The 16,851-nt window shown below is 44.2% G+C and carries 16 protein-coding genes, 1 tRNA gene and 1 pseudogene; 12 read left to right on the top strand and 6 right to left on the bottom strand.

Annotated features, from left to right (window positions below):
• The 6 genes and pseudogenes from ACTHMC_RS09315 to ACTHMC_RS09290 all read left to right on the top strand — a co-directional run.
• A pseudogene (locus ACTHMC_RS09315) lies at nt 1-677 on the top strand (hypothetical protein); the annotation flags it as partial.
• A 37-nt stretch (nt 678-714) separates the two neighbouring features.
• Nucleotides 715-1,098 carry an ester cyclase gene (locus ACTHMC_RS09310; protein ID WP_440412788.1) on the top strand — a complete coding sequence of 128 codons (384 nt, stop codon included), beginning with the start codon at nt 715-717 and terminating at the stop codon, nt 1,096-1,098.
• Between the two features lie 866 nt (nt 1,099-1,964).
• On the top strand, nt 1,965-3,188 hold the full coding sequence (locus ACTHMC_RS09305; protein ID WP_440412787.1) for an AAA family ATPase: 1,224 nt from the start codon (nt 1,965-1,967) through the stop codon (nt 3,186-3,188).
• Nucleotides 3,189-3,201: 13 nt separating this feature from the next.
• A complete protein-coding gene (locus tag ACTHMC_RS09300; protein ID WP_440412785.1) occupies nt 3,202-3,825 on the top strand; it encodes a hypothetical protein in 624 nt (207 codons plus the stop codon).
• A 390-nt stretch (nt 3,826-4,215) separates the two neighbouring features.
• Complete coding sequence (locus tag ACTHMC_RS09295) at nt 4,216-4,566, top strand: hypothetical protein (RefSeq protein WP_440412784.1); 351 nt, start codon at nt 4,216-4,218, stop codon at nt 4,564-4,566.
• The gene (locus ACTHMC_RS09290; RefSeq protein WP_440412783.1) at nt 4,541-5,299 is read left to right on the top strand and encodes a hypothetical protein; all 759 of its coding nucleotides are present in this window, start codon (nt 4,541-4,543) and stop codon (nt 5,297-5,299) included. The genes ACTHMC_RS09295 and ACTHMC_RS09290 overlap by 26 nt, the downstream gene beginning before the upstream one ends.
• Nucleotides 5,300-5,556: 257 nt before the next feature.
• Here the strand turns inward: ACTHMC_RS09290 and ACTHMC_RS09285 are convergent.
• Nucleotides 5,557-5,631 (bottom strand) — tRNA-Val (locus ACTHMC_RS09285).
• 175 nt (nt 5,632-5,806) lie between these two features.
• Between ACTHMC_RS09285 and ACTHMC_RS09280 the strand changes: the two genes are divergently transcribed.
• Nucleotides 5,807-6,664, top strand: a complete 858-nt coding sequence (locus ACTHMC_RS09280; RefSeq protein WP_440412782.1) for a dienelactone hydrolase family protein — start codon at nt 5,807-5,809, stop codon at nt 6,662-6,664.
• A 72-nt stretch (nt 6,665-6,736) separates the two neighbouring features.
• Here the strand turns inward: ACTHMC_RS09280 and ACTHMC_RS09275 are convergent, their stop codons facing one another.
• Complete coding sequence (locus tag ACTHMC_RS09275; protein WP_440412781.1) at nt 6,737-7,957, bottom strand: proline dehydrogenase family protein; 1,221 nt, start codon at nt 7,955-7,957, stop codon at nt 6,737-6,739.
• Nucleotides 7,958-8,057: 100 nt separating this feature from the next.
• Here ACTHMC_RS09275 and ACTHMC_RS09270 point away from each other — a divergent pair, with 100 nt between their 5' ends.
• Both ACTHMC_RS09270 and ACTHMC_RS09265 read left to right on the top strand, forming a co-directional pair.
• On the top strand, nt 8,058-9,185 hold the full coding sequence (locus tag ACTHMC_RS09270; RefSeq protein WP_440412780.1) for a mandelate racemase/muconate lactonizing enzyme family protein: 1,128 nt from the start codon (nt 8,058-8,060) through the stop codon (nt 9,183-9,185).
• A gap of 26 nt (nt 9,186-9,211) precedes the next feature.
• Entirely contained in the window at nt 9,212-9,739 is a 528-nt protein-coding gene (locus ACTHMC_RS09265; protein WP_440412779.1) for an acyl-CoA thioesterase, read from the top strand.
• A gap of 53 nt (nt 9,740-9,792) precedes the next feature.
• On the opposite strand, the gene ACTHMC_RS09260 is transcribed toward ACTHMC_RS09265, so the two are convergent.
• Nucleotides 9,793-10,560 carry a lysophospholipid acyltransferase family protein gene (locus ACTHMC_RS09260; RefSeq protein WP_440412777.1) on the bottom strand — a complete coding sequence of 256 codons (768 nt, stop codon included), beginning with the start codon at nt 10,558-10,560 and terminating at the stop codon, nt 9,793-9,795.
• Nucleotides 10,561-10,687: 127 nt separating this feature from the next.
• On the opposite strand from ACTHMC_RS09260, the gene ACTHMC_RS09255 reads away from it, so the two are divergent.
• Together ACTHMC_RS09255 and hxpB are read left to right on the top strand one after the other, a co-directional pair.
• Nucleotides 10,688-11,419 (top strand): SIMPL domain-containing protein, encoded by a 732-nt coding sequence (locus ACTHMC_RS09255; RefSeq protein ID WP_440412775.1) that lies wholly within the window; start codon nt 10,688-10,690, stop codon nt 11,417-11,419.
• Between the two features lie 84 nt (nt 11,420-11,503).
• On the top strand, nt 11,504-12,160 hold the full coding sequence (gene hxpB / locus ACTHMC_RS09250) for a hexitol phosphatase HxpB (RefSeq protein WP_440412774.1): 657 nt from the start codon (nt 11,504-11,506) through the stop codon (nt 12,158-12,160).
• A gap of 402 nt (nt 12,161-12,562) precedes the next feature.
• Here the strand turns inward: hxpB and ACTHMC_RS09245 are convergent, their stop codons facing one another.
• The 3 genes from ACTHMC_RS09245 to rpsA all read right to left on the bottom strand — a co-directional run bounded on the left by ACTHMC_RS09245 (nt 12,563) and on the right by rpsA (nt 16,151).
• Nucleotides 12,563-13,084 (bottom strand): ferritin, encoded by a 522-nt coding sequence (locus tag ACTHMC_RS09245; RefSeq protein WP_440412773.1) that lies wholly within the window; start codon nt 13,082-13,084, stop codon nt 12,563-12,565.
• 82 nt (nt 13,085-13,166) lie between these two features.
• On the bottom strand, nt 13,167-14,081 hold the full coding sequence (locus ACTHMC_RS09240; protein WP_440412771.1) for a hypothetical protein: 915 nt from the start codon (nt 14,079-14,081) through the stop codon (nt 13,167-13,169).
• 150 nt (nt 14,082-14,231) lie between these two features.
• Entirely contained in the window at nt 14,232-16,151 is a 1,920-nt protein-coding gene (gene rpsA / locus ACTHMC_RS09235; RefSeq protein WP_440412770.1) for a 30S ribosomal protein S1, read from the bottom strand.
• Between the two features lie 230 nt (nt 16,152-16,381).
• Here rpsA and ACTHMC_RS09230 point away from each other — a divergent pair, with 230 nt between their 5' ends.
• Nucleotides 16,382-16,846 (top strand): DUF1572 family protein, encoded by a 465-nt coding sequence (locus ACTHMC_RS09230; RefSeq protein ID WP_440412769.1) that lies wholly within the window; start codon nt 16,382-16,384, stop codon nt 16,844-16,846.
• Nucleotides 16,847-16,851: the final 5 nt, after the last annotated feature.

Here is a 16,851-nt window from a genome sequence, read left to right as displayed (position 1 = left end):
AAGACAATGCATTGTTAGCTTTCTCTGGTGCTAAATATAATGACCAGTCACTGGATATCAGTATCAGTACGCAACTCGACTCCAGTGCCGTTCCCCTGGCCGTTGCTGGCCGCACTTTCTACGTAGGCAACCCTCCAGCGGCGGTAAGGCAAACGTTGGGCAAACCTATTGAAGCGCCCGAAAAGTTGTTTGCGGATCGTGGCACTTTACTGCCAGCGGTTATTGTAAGGACTACCGCCAGAAGCCGCGCTGAGCAGTTCAACGCTGAATATGTCACCGGCCTGTTCCGCTCCACAGATGAGCGGCTCATCAGCGTTTTAGACGACCCGGGCGCCATCGGCTTCAATAATATTTTCAACTACCTACAGGGCAGGGTGGCAGGTCTGCAAATCTCTCCTACCGGCCGGGCCAGATGGAGAGGAGGTCCGGTTACCTTTTTCCTCGATGAAGTCAGGGTGTCACCCGGTCAGATCAGCAATATTCCCATTACAGATATTGCTATTGTAAAAGCTTATCCTCCACCTTTTTTTGGCGCTCCCGGTGGTGGGGCAGGCCTTGCTATTTATACCCGCAGGGGTAATGAAGCCAGTTACCTGCCCGGAAACAGACGGGTGTTTAAAGTACAGGGCTATACACCTTCCGCTACGGCCCTGAACATGAACAAGCTGGGGATGTGATGTAGAATGTAACCGGATTAAAAAAGATAAGATAACCATGATCACGCTCCTCAACATATATCGTGATTACATCGCCTGTTTAAATAAGAAAGCCTGGGACGAGTTAGATCATTTTATTCATGACCGGGTGCGCTATAATGGTCAGGAAATCGGCCTGGCCGGTTACCGAACCATGCTGCAGCAGAATTACCGTGATATTCCAGATCTTTATTTCCAGCCTGAATTACTGGTGGCTAATGATTCCCTGGTCGCTTGCAGATTGACATTCAACTGTACACCGATTGGAACATTTATGCAGCTTCCTGTTAATGGACATAAAGTACAGTTCGCAGAAAATGTATTTTATCAATTCAACGGGAACAAAATAAAGGAAGTATGGTCTGTCATTGATAAGGCTGCCATTGAGCAACAAATTATATAAGCTTGTTTTCGTTTGATATTGATAATCTGTTCACATCGTGGTATTACCTATTAACGCAAAAAGACACTCAATGAGTGTCCTTTTGTGGAGTCTGCTGGCGAATTGTCGAACCATTTAAAGAAACTATTCACTCGCATTTTTCAACTAAAGTTATTAATTGACAAATACTTGACAGGAATTTAAAAGGGTTAAACCTTTGCTGGCCAGACCAGCTTCCAAAATTTGAACAGGTGAGGCATATTGCAATAATTCTTTCAATTATCTTTTTAATTCACAATTACAAATGACCAGGTCAAGAATTAACAAGGCACAGCCTTGGCATATTAAAAAAGTAGCATAAGAAGAGGTTTATTTAATCGGTATTAGGGGCTCTGGCAAGCATATGAATAGAAAAGGTAAAAATGGAGTTATCGGCTCCAATGCTTACGATGCATTACGGCCGGCAACTCTAAATGACGCATTGCCGGTGAGTCGAGACGGTAAGGAAGGCGTTCAGCCGGAACAACTATAAATATCCTTAAAGGTGGATATAATATAACTTCATCAGCAGGTTATCAGGCTTTATTTGCCGACTAATGGAGAGAGTTTAATCGCTGGTTTATAAGCAAATGGATCAATTCAACCAGCGCATTCTTCCATATTACGTGGTTGATGTGTAAAGCGAACCTCTTAATGTAAAATACACACAAATGGCCTTATAATCAGGGCTGTTTGTCTATAATTGGAATATGAAATGTAAATTATCCTAACTCACTAGCCTATGTCAAAAATTCAAAATCTATTTGACATTGATATTAATATTTTTATATTGTAAACTCGGACTCTGGTTTAAATACATCAAAAATTTATTAAAGTAAATTAACAATATGTATTTTTTAGAACTGCTGGGAGAGCTTGTGAATAGCGAAGATAGTGAGGGGGATGTTTCTATATTAATTGGGGAAAACGGTAGCGGCAAAAGTTACATGTTACGATTACTGTCAGAACAGTTCTTATTGATAGACAAAAAAGTTATTGCAATATCAAATTCGATTTATGACAAATTTCCTGACCAGTCTCGTAGGAATCTACATTTATTGCGTGATCGAGGCGGAAGATCAAAAGCAAAAACTGCAATAAGGGCTTTATTGTTTAGACGCATTACTTATTTTAGAGACCGTTTTCATTATAATGCAATTGAACATGGGAATGGGTTTGTAGATTTACAAAAGATAAAAAATGCATCGAAAGCTTTAGAATATATTGGATATGATTCAGTTTTAGGTTTTGAAAGATTGCCAGGGGAAGTAATATACTGGGATGAAATTGACCTTATAGAAACACTAAGAAATTCGCTGAATGAAGAAGATTTCCTAGAGGTAACTTCAATATTATATAAGTCGAATTCATATGATCAACAAATTATATGGCTGCATGTTGATGACTATTCGTTTAAAGAAATTGATCTCTCATCTCTTTTGTTGTTATTTAAGTGGGAGAAGCTTTTAAAAAAACATAAGATCTTAGGAGGAATCAAAATTCACTTGAGGAAAAATGGTGAAAGCATATCTCTATTTGAAGCAAGTTCAGGTGAGTTAAGTTTTATCAGTTCGATTATCTACCTGACGGCTACAATTGAACCCCAAGCGGCTATCTTGATTGATGAACCTGAAAATAGCCTTCACCCATCTTGGCAAAAAGATTACGTCAAAATCATACTCGAATTATTCTACCTATATCAACCGAAAATAGTAGTTGCAACACATTCAGCACTGATTGTCACCGGGGCAGAAATTACAAATTCCAAAACAAAAGTTTTTGAATGCAAGGCTTCAGAATATTTTCTTAAAACTAAAGAACCGGTAAATATTGAAGAGGCATTTATTGACTATTTTAGTGTGGTTACTCCTAAAAATAGATACCTGTCGAATTATGTCATAGAACTGCTTAATAAGTTAGCTCTTAAAGAGACAACCTTTGATGCAATAGAGCTTCGTATTGAAGAATTAAAAAAGGAGAGTTTTGACCCTGATCAAGTCAAAATGTTAGATGGAGTCAAAGAGTTGGCAGTTAAAATTGTCGAAAGAGATAACGAATCATCTCAAATATAATTATAAGGCTGGTATGTTTATATTACAAGATGCCGATGTGCTGATAATTAAGAACGCTATATCTATGGGAGGAGAAATATGGGAAAATCCTTTACTTGCCCCTGTCAAACGGAAAATAAAAAATCATTATCGTGGTATTCTGAATGAAAACTGCTGTTATTGTAGACGAGATACGACAGATGAATTCAATATGGTATTAGATATTGAACACGTACTTCCAAAAGTTATTTATGGAGATTACATGTTTGAACCTTTTAATCTAAGTGTTTCTTGCAAACGCTGTAATATGGAAATAAAAAAGGATAAAATCTTGTTTTTAATCAATCCGGATATTTCCACTGAGCTTGCTGCAGATACTAATAACTATAAATTTATTCATCCGAATCTTGACTTATATAAAGAACACCTCACAAAAGAAATGTACCAATACGATGATCAAAAGCTTATAAAGTATAATGTTGTAAATAAAAGCCCAAAAGGAGAATTTACTAAGGTGTTTTTCGAATTAGAGAAAATAGAGCAAGATTCGTTTAACTCAGCACAGGGAATAACCCCAAGTCATGGAATTACTCCACTGATGGCGGAAAATGTTGCCAGTGAACTCAGAACTTTATTAAATAATTACCTCAAGGGATAATAGAGCTAGTAATTCTTTTTAGAAATGTAATCAAAAGTTTCACGACAATAGGGAGAAGGACTTATCCTAATGAGCGATACTAAGCTTACCTATCCTAGACTCTGATAGTGTAAGTTCTATTGGTTCGACCATCCGGTAGGCATAAAAAAATAAAGCCCTGCAATGCAGGGCTTTACCTATTCTGTGGAGTCTGCCGGAGAATTGTCGAACCGAATAAAGGCTCTATTCGCACGTATTTATCAATTTAAGGTATTAACAGACAAATACTTGCCATACAAGCCTTAGCCTGAAAGTAATTGAGACTGAAACTAGATGAGCAGTCAATCATTAGCAGTTTGAATATTATTAAGGCATTTTGCGTATATTGTATTGAATTTTAACAGTTACGTGATGAAAAGAGAAGGCAATATCAATACAAATAGGGCAGGCAAGGTAACTGTCGATCATTCCAAAAGAGGAATAAAACGAGCGCGCATAGTCATCCGATCTAGACAGTTTCCAATTGAGTTTGAAGAGGCAAAGGGAAAGGTTTTTCTTGTTACCCTTGGCAGGTCTGCTGCTTTTAATGCAATCAATGAGAATAAAGCCTTAGGCATCGCCACTACTTACCTCCATGGTAATAAAGTCGTCGCCAAACAGGCCGATGGGACAGAGCTTATTGTTCGTGAGCTTCCCACTACAGCACAGCGTAAATTCACTAAAGGAACAGTACTCCATGCCCGAAAAGCAATTCGTTCCTAGAATGCGGGTTTTTGCTGGCCCCAATGGCTCAGGCAAAAGCACAATCATAGGAGAAATACAAAAGCAAGTCAGAACCGGAGCTTATATAAATGCAGATGAAATTGAGAAGAAATGTAAGCAACAAAAATTTCTCAATCTGGCAGATTATGGCCTCAGCTCTACATCACTTCATTTTAGTGATTATCTTTCACAATCCACTTTGCTAGTTAAGGCAAAGAAAGAAGGGTTCAATATTGAACTCACTTTTAGTGACAATGTGTTGGTGATCGGTCAGAATACCAACTCATATGAAGCAGCTTTAATTGCCGAATATCTTCGTGGTCTTTTGATTTCAAAGGGTGAAACATTCTCTTTCGAAACAGTAATGTCACACCCTTCTAAGCTGGAGACACTCCAAGCTGCAAAAGCTGCCGGTTTTAAAAACTATCTTTATTTCGTTTCTACCGAAGATCCTTCAATAAACAAAGGGCGTGTAGCATCCAGGGTTGCTAAAGGAGGCCATGACGTGCCTCCTGATAAGATCGAGGAGCGCTATTTCCGGTCTAATGAATTATTAGCTCAAATGGTCGCCCATTGCCACCGATGCTTTGTTTTTGACAATTCAGGAACCGAATATAAGCTTATAGCAGAGGTTGTTGATGGCAAGGAAGTATTCATTGAAACTGATGATGCAATTCCCTTGTGGGTGGAGAAGTATCTTTTAGCTCCACTTGAAGCGTCGGATCAGGAATGATGCGAAGAAGTAAAGAGTAAAGGTTCACCATATACCCCATACGGACTTTCTTGCTTAATAACACCTGCAAATAGAAGCAGCATATCTATTGGAAACCCGTTTATCAGCAAATCCATTGAAGATGTTGCAATATAGTCCATGTTGTCTCAAAAGCCATTTCATTGTTATATATATGCCTGAAGTTGCTGGGGTAAAATAGCCTGGCAAGTTGATTTTGAGGCAACAAAAAAGCCTCACCAGTGTGAAGCTTTGTAGTGTGGGTTTTACCGGGCTCGAACCGGTGACCTCTGCTCTGTCAAAGCAGCGCTCTGAACCAACTGAGCTAAAAACCCTTCGGATCACAAGGTTAAGAAATTTTCCGCAACTGCTGAACCTTAACGCATTTCCTGATCCACTTTTATTTTTTTCTGCCGGATGAATCCTATTTCCTGCCTCTGACCTTTGCATTCAAAATATGCAATAACTTTAAGTCAGCCTTCTTCATTGCTCACCAATCAATCATTAACCATGGATCAGAAGATCATTAATCTCTTTGACGAGTACACCCACAAGCCATTGAAACGCGATGACTTCATCAAACGCCTGGCTCTGCTCACCGGCAGCATGACCGCCGCTCTCTCCACCCTGGCACAATTGGAAGTGAAATACGATGCCGCCACCACCGTTCCTGAATCCGGCAACGGGATCATCACGGAAAGGATCACCTACCCTACCGGTGATATCACCATGAAGGGCTATCTCGCCAAGCCATCCAAACCCGGTAAATATGCCGCCGTGGTAGTGATCCATGAGAACCGTGGCCTCAACCCGCACATTGAAGATGTTACAAGAAGAGTGGCCAATGCAGGTTTTATCGCCCTGGCGCCCGATGCTTTATCGGAATCCGGAGGTACCCCAGCCGATGCCGACCAGGCCCGCGACCTCATCGGAAAACTCGACATGGCCAAAAATCTCCAGCATTTTATAAAAGCTTTCGATTATCTCAAAACACTCAAAGACTGCAACGGACACTTTGGCTGCGTAGGCTTTTGCTGGGGAGGCGCCATGAGCAACCAGCTGGCCGTTCATGTACCCGCATTAAAAGCCGCTGTTGCTTTCTATGGCAGACAACCGGACGCTGCCGATGTGCCAAAGATCAAAGCCGCAGTACAGCTGCATTATGCCCAAATGGACGAACGCGTAAATGCCGGTATCGCCACTTATGAAGAAGCGCTGAAAAAAGCAGGCACCAGCTACGAACTGTATATGTACGAAGGCGCACAGCATGCCTTCCATAACGATACTGCCGGCCCTCGTTACAATGAAGCTGCCGCCAAACTTGCCTGGGAAAGAACTATCAGATTCTTCACTGACAAATTGAAATAACGCTAATCAGTAAACGCACAAAAAAGCCGTATGGATATCCCATACGGCTTGCTGTTTATAGTTGCGTGAAGATCAGTTGAGCTTTCTTCTTTCCACTTCTTTCCTGATCAGCCCCAGTTCCCTTCCCGTTTGTCCGGATACAGAAGAATTCTCCTGCGCCCTGCGCATCAGGTAGGGAATAACATCCCCGATAGGTCCGAAAGGCAGGTACTTGCTTACAGCAAAACCAGCTTTCGCCAGGTTGAAAGTGATATTATCGCTCATTCCGTAGAGCTGTGAAAAATGTACATGCGGGTGATTATGCGGGATCTTCTTCTCATCCAGCAGCTGTGTGGCGCGCAGGTTGCTGTACTCATTGTGTGATGCCACGATCAATGAGATCTGATCGATATGATGGAGACAGAATTCAACGGCTTCGTTGTAATCCTTGTCGCTGCTTGCTTTGTCGGGCTGAATGGGAGAAGGATACCCCATTTCTTCTGCACGCCTTCGTTCCTTTTCCATATAAGCTCCGCGCACCAGTTTGGCGCCAAGAACGAAGCGTTGTTGCGTCTGATTAAAACTGTCTTTCAGGAATTGCAGACGATCATGACGATACAACTGAATTGTGTTGAACACCACTACCCTGCCGCGATTGTATTTCTCCATCATCTGCATGGTAAGCGCATCCACCGGATCCTGGATCCATGTTTCTTCGGCATCTACCAGCACACCGATCTTTGATTCAGCAGCGGCACTGATAATACGTTCCATGCGTTTTACCACACGCTCCCATTCCGCCTTCTCAGCGTCGTTCAATACTTCCGTATGCACCATACCCAGGTAACCGCTGCGGTCAGTAGCTGCAGCATCCAGTTTCTCCAGCAGTGCAAAACGCGCAAAACCGGTCACCTTGATGCTCATGAACGGCATGGTACGTTGCGTGGAAGCATATTTTATAACGCGGATGAATTCTTCAGTAGCATGATCGAAATTCTCTTCGCCCTCCTTTCCTTCCACCCCGTAATCCAGGATCACCTGCACATTGAACTCTCCCAGCTTATTGGCCACAACAGCCGTTTCAGCCAGGGTTTCTCCACCAACGAACTGACGGAAAATAGTGTTGCGGATCAGGCCCTTGATCGGAAGCCCCACCCTGATAGCCCATGGTGTAAGCCTGGTACCGATCCTCACGAGGCTCCCGATGCCCATACTTGAAAAAAGGAATTTCGCTTTCTTGAGTTCTTTATCGCTCTTGTAGGCAAACGCATATTCTGTATTGTCGAAAGATATTGCCGGTGCGGAGTTATCCATAGTCTGCTAACGAATGTTAGGCGCAAATGTAAGGCAAAGAAATCGAAGAAAACAATGACTTGTTCCGCCTTCTGCAACAGGAAGTTAAACAGGACAATTTTTGTTATCTTTCAGCCCATTTCATACTATCATGACCATCACCAAGACCGAAATCTGGAAGTTCAGCATCCCCATGCACCCCTTCACTATTGCAACGGGTACAATGCATTACGCGCAGAATATTTTTATCCGCGTTCATACGGATGCGGGCATTTATGGTGTGGGGGAATGCTCTGCTTTTCCCATGATCGTGGGTGAAACACAGGCTACCTGTTTTGAAATGGCGAAGGATTTTGCCACGCTGTGGAAAGGCAAGGATGCCACCGATATCCTGGCGCGTATGAATGAACTGCATGCCTTCACGGCCTTCAATGCCACTATCAAAAGCGCCTTCGATATGGCCCTGTTCGACCTGGCCGCGAAGAAGGCGGGGCAATCACTTACCGATTACCTTGGCGGCGGCAACAAAGAGCTGGAAACCGATCTCACCATCGGTATAGATACGCCGGAAGTTATGGCCGCCAAAGCCATTGATTTTATTGGTCGTGGTGTACGCATCATCAAGGTAAAACTGGGCAGGGATGCAAAGGAAGATGTGGAAAGGATCCGCCAGATCAGGGAAGCCGTGGGGCCATCCACCGGTCTCCGCATCGATGCCAACCAGGGATGGAGTTATGAAGATGCTGTTTTCGCGCTCAATGAGCTAGGGCGTTACGATATCCAGTTCTGTGAGCAACCTATGCGTGCCTGGAACGACCCGCTGTTGCCCGACCTCAGAAAGGCCTCTCCCGTAAAGATCATGGCCGACGAAAGTGTGTTCAATCATCATGATGCCATCAGGCTGATCAAGGCAGATGCCTGTGATTATGTAAATATCAAGTTCGCCAAATCAGGCGGGATCCTCGAAGCCATGAAGATCAACCAGGTCTGCGAAGCATCCGGCATTCCCTGCATGATGGGCGGCATGCTCGAAAGCCGCGTGGCGCTCACTGCCTTTGCCCATTTTGCCCTGGCCCACCCCAACGTGGTGTTTTACGATATGGACACCTGCATGCTCGGCCACCAGGAAGATCCCGTGACCGGCGGCGTGAAATACAACGGCTTTTTTGTTGAAACGCCCACCGGGCATGGCATTGGAGCCGATGCCGATGAGAACTTCCTTAAAAAACTAACAAACGTTATCATCTAGGTGATATCTTTGCCAAAATTTTAGAAATGGAACGAAAAGCGAAAACCGCTAAAGAGTCGTACGTGGTGATGACGGAACTGGTGCTGCCGAACGATACGAATATGTTTGGTAACCTGATGGGTGGACGACTGATGTACTGGATGGATATCGCTGCAGCCCTGGCAGCCATGAAACATTGCGCGGCTCCCGTGGTAACAGCCTCAGTGGATAATATCTCTTTCGAAAACCCGATCAAACTCGGCAACGTGGTACATATCGAAGCAAGGGTCTCCCGCGCTTTCAACTCCTCCATGGAAGTGCATATGCGCGTATGGGGCGAAGATGCCATACAGCAATATAAATACAAAAGTAACGAAGCTTATTACACATTTGTAGCACTGGACCCGAACGGTAAATCCCGTCCTGTACCACAACTGATCCCTGAAACGGAAGAAGAGAAATTCCTCTTCGAAGGGGCACTGAGAAGAAGACAGCTCCGCCTCATCCTCGGTGGTAAGATGAAACCCGATGATGCCACAGAACTGAAAGCACTGTTTCAGCCCAACGTGAAATAATCAGATCGGCATAAAAAGAAAACTCCGCAGTAACTGATCACTGCGGAGTTTTTTTATTCAGGCTTCTGTTCCTGTTTCGGATGTTTGAACTGCCGTTCTTTATTCTGCTCGATGGCCACCATCACCTGTTGCAGGATCTCTTCCGCAGGTGCATCGTAATCTATCTGCAATGGTTCCTTGAACCGGACTGTAAGCAGGGTTCCTTTCTTTTTGAACTTCAGTCCTTTTTTATCAAAGGCACGCCAGAAACCGTTGATCACAACAGGTACCACTACCGGCCTGGCCATTTTTATGATCAGCGCCGTTCCTTTCCTGCCGGGAGAAAAAGCTTTTGTGGTACCCTGAGGGAAAGTGATCACCCAGTTATTATCCAGGGCTTTGGTGATCTTGCGCGTATCTGATACATCGAGGCCTTTCTGACCTTCTGTTACTGCATTCTTATTCCAGGTGCGCTTCACCGTTATAGCGCCGGCCACCGTGAACAGTTTACTTACAAAGGAAGCGCGCATGGTTTCTTCAGCAGCCACATAATATACATTGGAGAAGGGATTGATGAGATAGTAAGGAACGCCGAGCTTGTTCTTCTTCCTCCATTTGACAGCACAGAAAATATGCAGGAAGGTGATCACATCGGCAAAGTAGGTCTGATGATTGCTCACGAACAATACTTTTTTACGCGGCAGGCCGGCAATATGTTCGGTACCACTGATGCTGAGTTTGTTCACAAGGGCTAGTCCGGGATAAGTGATGATCCCCACTATCATGTAGATGAGCTTGCGTACTAAACTGATATGTTTTATCTTTTCCCAGAATGGACTCATTGTCTGCTTGTTTGGGCTGGTATCGAAATTAATGAATTGTTAAGAAAGAAGATATATACGTTTAAAAAGCATGTTTCGTATGTAATCCGTTTTATTTTCACATCCATCAGGTATAAAATCAAAGTATATGAAAAGGATAATCGCAATCAGTGCATTAATGATCATCACGACGGGAGTATTTGCGCAAAGCCCTGTAGTAAATCCGTTCCCTAAAACCATCACAGTAACGGGAAGCGCAGAAATTGAAATCGTTCCTGACGAAATATATGTGCAGATTGAACTGAAGGAATATGAAAAGAAAGGAACAGGAAAGGTAGACCTGGAAAAGATCAAATCCGAGTTTCTGGCGAAGGTGAAGAGTGTGGGCATTCCCGATTCAGCAGTAAGCATAGCCTCTTACGATGGTTACACGGATTATTACTGGCACAGGAAGCAGGTGAAAAAACGCACCGACCTGCTGGCTTCCATTGCTTACCAGATCAAGTTCAGCAGCAGCACCAAGATCGATGAGCTGGTGAATAAGCTGGATGACGAAGCCACTCAGAATTTCCAGGTGGTTAAAACCTCTCACAGCAAAATGCAGGAGTACAGGAAACAACTGAAGATCCAGGCCCTCAAAGCTGCAAAAGAAAAAGCGCAATACCTGGCTGCTGCGGTGGATGAGCAGGTAGGCGCTGCAGTAAGTATCATAGAAAATGATAATTCATTTGAACCCGTGCAGGTGTACAACAGGGGATCACAGGCTTATATGTCCAATTCAATCATGGCTAAAGACGGTATCGGTGGCGTTGCTGCGGGTGTAGACTTCAAAAAGATCAAACTGAGGTTTGAGATCAATACAGTATTTGCGCTGAAATAATTTTACACATCATATTTGTTAATACTCACCGGGCCGCTGCTTGCGGCCCGGTGCTTTTGGATAGCTTTAGTATCTTTGCCGCCTATGAGACCTACAGCAGTAATTTTTGATATGGACGGGCTTTTGATAGATTCCGAACCTTTATGGGAGCAGGCAGGAAAAGAGGCGCTGGCGGAATTTGGAGTTACCCTGGAAAATGAGCTTTATCATGTAACCACCGGCTTGCGTACCAGGGAGTGGGTGCAATACTGGTTTGCTTATTTCGGGATCGATATGGAAAATGTAGAAAAGGCTGAAGCTTCCATTGTAGGCAAAGCAATCGAAAAGATCCGTGCTCATGGGAAACCGATGCCGGGCGTGAATTATATCTTCGAATTCTTCAAACAGAAAGGCTGTAAGATCGGGATTGCCACCTCCTCTCCTATGGCGCTGGTGAATGTGGTGGTGGAGAAACTGGGCATCGCGCATTACCTGGATGCAATAAATTCTGCCGAATTCCTTCCTTACGGCAAGCCACACCCGCAGGTTTACCTGGATTGTGCTAAAGCGCTGGAGGTATCACAGCTGCAATGTATCTGCTTCGAGGATTCATTCAATGGAATGATTGCTGTGAAAGCCGCGCGCATGAAATGTATTGTGATCCCTGCTCCTGAACAGCATGCAGAAACACGTTGGGATGCTGCCGATATCAAACTGCGCTCCCTGGAAGAAGTAACAACTGATCTTATCGAATCCCTGTAATACTAATGCGTACTGCCGCAATAGTGAAAAAAGAAAATAATGAAGATGATGGCGATGAACAGGTATAAAGGCCTGACAGAGCTTTCCTTTTTTGTGCTTTCGTCTTTCATAACAATAGAGTTTGAGCATGATCAATCTTCGGATAACCGGAGACCAGACATGAGGTAATGAGTGCTAATCAGACTTAACCGTACTGCTGCTACTGAAGGTGGAGGGGTTCAGATAAGGGGGTTCCTGAGCGGGTTTGGGACTGCTAAGGTAGGGCATTCCGGTAATATGTAACAATATCTGAGCGCAGGCTTAATAATTCCTTTAAATAAGTGTATGGATCGTCCCATTTCGGGTACGAACAAAAAAAGGCAGCTCCGGGAGCTGCCTCTTTTATAGTGTTTTGCGTGATTATCAACGTTTGCCATGTCCGCCTTTCGCGCCTTCTCCCGGCATATTGCCGAGGTCTCGGTCGAACAGGTACATACCCCCCTTATCTTCACCGATCAGGTTGAGCTTATCGATCACGGTACGTGCGAGGCTTTCCTCTTCGATCTGCTCAGTTACATACCATTGCAGGAAGTTGTGCGTGGTGTAATCTTTTTCCTGGATACAGAGTGCAACCAGTGCATTGATCTCGTTGGAAACTTTTACCTCATGCGAAAGTACGATATCGAATATTTCACGGATGTTCTGGAAATCTTTCTGAGGAGCTGCAAATGCAGGTACAATGGCATGACCTCCGCGGTCGTTGATATAGCTGACCAATTTCAGCATATGCATACGCTCTTCATCGGAGTGATGATAGAGGAACTGTGCCACACCTTTATAACCTTTTACTTCAGCCCATGATGCCATAGCCAGGTAATAGTTGGAGGAGAATCCTTCGAGATCGATCTGCCGGTTGAGCGCTTCTTCAATTTTGCTGGATATCATACTTGGAGGTTTTATAGAATGAATTTACAAAATCTGGCTATTGAAAGTTCAGCTGATGAGGAAAATTCCCTGATTCTTCACCCTACAATTTGATGAATCTGAATCTGGTAAGTACCGGAGGGGGAGGATAAACGGTATCACGGTTAACGATGTTACCCGATGGGTCCCGGTGCACTCCATCACCCTTCCAGGAATAGATACAGCTTTCAGGTAAACCGGCGGCATTATATTCATATTTGAATGTATGTTTCCTGATATTTTCATAAGTATACCCTATTCGCCCAGGAATTTTGGACACCAGAAGAGCACGGTCTTCTATTGTCTCCGGATAATGATCAGACAATAACTGGCTGGAATGATCCATCATATCCCCCAGTATCACTACCAGGAACATCCCCATATAATTCCGTTGAAAAACATTTCTTCTGTTGGAAAACACCCCTGTGTAGGTAACAAAATCATCCTGGTACTCCCGGCTTTCACTCCAGTTTCTGAAAAGCATATTACCGTCAGCAGTATATGCATAATCCTGCCTGAAATGGGTGCCAATCCGGTAATCCATCATTCTTCCGTTCTCAAAACTCCTTAATGATACGCTGGTATCACCGCCTTTTTTCCCAGGGGGGAAAGTGAAAACGGAATCTGTGACAAGATTTCCATTATTGTCTTTCCATATGCTGCGATAATAATGCAACTTTTTATTTCCAGTTGTTCTGTCTATCTGGTGTGCAGTTAAGAAGATATGATCAGGATAGTATTGCGGGATAATTTCCAATTTAATTGAATCCGGCACTACTACCTGAAAAGTTGTCTGATAGATGGTATCGGGCATTTTTTCTTCGTTGTAAGAAATGTTCACTTTCCAGTGCATGTATTGCAATTCAGAGAGGTAAGCATCTGCAAATTCCGGTTGGGGGCCGGTATCATCTGAATCTTTTTCGCAGGACATATTTACAATGAACAGGAAGCCCAAAATGAGCAGACGGGTAATTTTCATCTTTTTCAGATTAAATGATTGGGCTGGTATGTAAAATTACTCATTACAGTTGTGATCTGCAATCCCTTTTACTGCTTTTTGTGTGGTAGCCCATACAGAAAAAAAGGCCGTTACTTTCGTAACGGCCTGTGTATAATTGAATGAGTTCAATTATTGCTGAGGAGCGTCGCCGCTTTGCTTTTCTTCCTGCTTCAGCTTTTCTTTGATTTCAGCCAGAGCGCCGAGGTCACCCAGGGTAGTTTTTTCTACCTTGTTCTGGATATTCTTAACGGCTTTCTTGGTAGTATCAGATGCAGCTTTAGCTTCTTTGCGCGCAGCTTCTTTCTCTTCTACTTTGGATTGCTCCCAAAGGCGTGTGTGAGAAACAACGATGCGTTTTTCATTGCGATCGAATTCGATCACCATGAATTGACCTGTTTCGTCAGCAACCATTCCTTTACCATCTTCCTTCTGGAGGTGACGGTTAGGAGCAAATCCTTCGAGTCCGTAAGGGAGTTGAACGATACCACCCTTGTCGTCGCGACGGATGATAGTTCCTTCGTGCACTGAGCCTACAGCGAATGTATCCTGCAGTGCATTCCAGGGATCTTCTTCCAGTTGTTTGTGTCCGAGCTGGAGTTTGCGGTTCTCTTTATCGATTCCGAGGATCACCACGTCGATGTGCTCACCAACTTTAGTGTACTCAGATGGGTGGTTGAAGCGTTTCAGCCAGCTGAGGTCGGAGATATGGATCATACCGCCGATGCCGGGAGCCAGTTCAACGAACACACCGTAAGGAGTGATGTTCTTAACGAGACCGTTGTGACGGCTTCCTTCTGGGAATTTGGTTTCGATGGTAGTCCAGGGATCTTCGCTCATTTGCTTGATAGACAGGCTCATTTTGCGATTGTCCTTGTCCAGGGTAACCACTTTCGCTTCATACTCATCGCCCAGTTTGAAGAACTCTTTGGCGTTGATCGGTGTGTTGGCCCATGTGATCTCACTTACGTGAACCAGACCTTCAACACCAGGCATGATTTCGAGGAATGCACCGTAGTCTTCGATATTCACCACTTTACCCTTCACTACTGCACCTTCATGCACAGATTCGGGCAGGATATCCCATGGGTGAGGAGTCAGTTGTTTCAGACCGAGGCTGATACGTTTCTTCTCGTCGTCGAAGTCGAGAACTACAACCTTCAGTTTCTGATCCAGCTTCAGCACCTCGCTTGGGTGGCTGATACGACCCCAGCTGATATCGGTGATATACAGCAGACCGTCCAGACCGCCGAGGTCCATGAATGCTCCGAAGTCGGTGATATTCTTGATAGTTCCTTCCAGAACCTGACCTCTTTCGAGTTTGCTCATGATCTCTGCACGTTGTGCTTCGATATCGCTTTCGATGAGGGCTTTGTGAGATACTACAGCGTTCTTGATAGCCTCGTTGATCTTAACCACTTTGAACTCCATAGTCTTACCCACGAACTGATCGTAATCAGTAACAGGCTTAACGTCGATCTGAGAACCGGGCAGGAAGGTCTCCATTCCGAATACGTCTACGATCAGACCGCCTTTCGTTTTAGAAGTAACAGTACCGGTGATAACTTCGCCAGTCTTGTGAACTTCCACGATGCGCTCCCATGCACGTGTGATACGCGCCTGTTTGCGGCTGAGGTTGAGGTGACCATCCCTGTCTTCTTTTTCTACAACCATTACCTCAACTTCGTCACCTGTTTTCAGGTTGGCGAGGTCACGGAATTCGTTGAGAGAAACCAGACCGTCGGATTTGAATCCGATGTTGATCACAACGTCTGTTTTGGTCATAGCCACTACGAGACCTTTCACCAGTTCACCATCGGAAACCGCTTTGAAAGTGCCTTCGTAAACAGAGTCATACTTCAATTTCTCTTCTTTGCTGTAAGTAGCAACATTGCGTTTGTCGATACTCCAGTCAAAATCGTCATGCGCACCTGCGTCTTCCACAACAGGCTGCGGTTGCGCAGGTACATTTGTTGTCGCTGTAGCTTCTGTGGTAGCAGAAGACTCCTGTGCATCAGCGTTAAGTTGTTTAACAATGAAATTCTGAAACATGATAAATACCCGAAGGTTTTTGATTCGGGGCAGCAAAGATACGTCAAAATATGGGAAAATACTGGATTCGGGGCGTTTTTTTGCTACCGTAAAACACTGATCCTCAGGTAAGGAATGCAAATATTTTTGTACAAATCCTACCCTTGTGCATTATTATTTTTACAAAAATACTACCACCTAAAACTGTTTTCTCACTACTTTTAGGGCCAATTTTCTAATCAATAATTGTTATGATCACACCGATCTTGATTCAACTTTTTGAAGAAGGGCTTACGAAACTCGCAGAAGAAATCAATCAGTATCCTGACGATGCCAGTTTATGGATCCCGCTGGAAGGGATCAATAATCCAGGAGGAAACCTCTGTCTGCATCTGAACGGTAATCTGCAGCATTTCCTCGGAGCCGTGCTGAATGATTCCGGTTATGTGCGCAACCGTGATGCTGAATTCTCGCTGAAGAATATCACGAAAAAGAAATTGCTGGATGAAGTGGAAGCTACCAAGATGAGCGTTCGCGACACCCTCGAGCAGCTGAGCAAGAAAACGCTGGAGATGCAATATCCCATCGTGGTACTGGCGGAACCATGTTCTACAGAACATTTCCTGGTGTACCTGCTGGGGCACCTGAACTATCATATCGGCCAGGTGAATTATCACAGAAGGCTGGCTTCAACAAAGGTGGCTGCCGCCGTATAAGACTG

Origin of the sequence: Pseudobacter sp. (genome assembly GCF_051955275.1) — a bacterium.
Taxonomy (GTDB): Bacteria; Bacteroidota; Bacteroidia; order Chitinophagales; family Chitinophagaceae; genus Pseudobacter.
The sequence above is the reverse complement of the archived record's forward strand: the minus strand, read 5'-3'. Positions and strand labels throughout refer to the sequence as shown.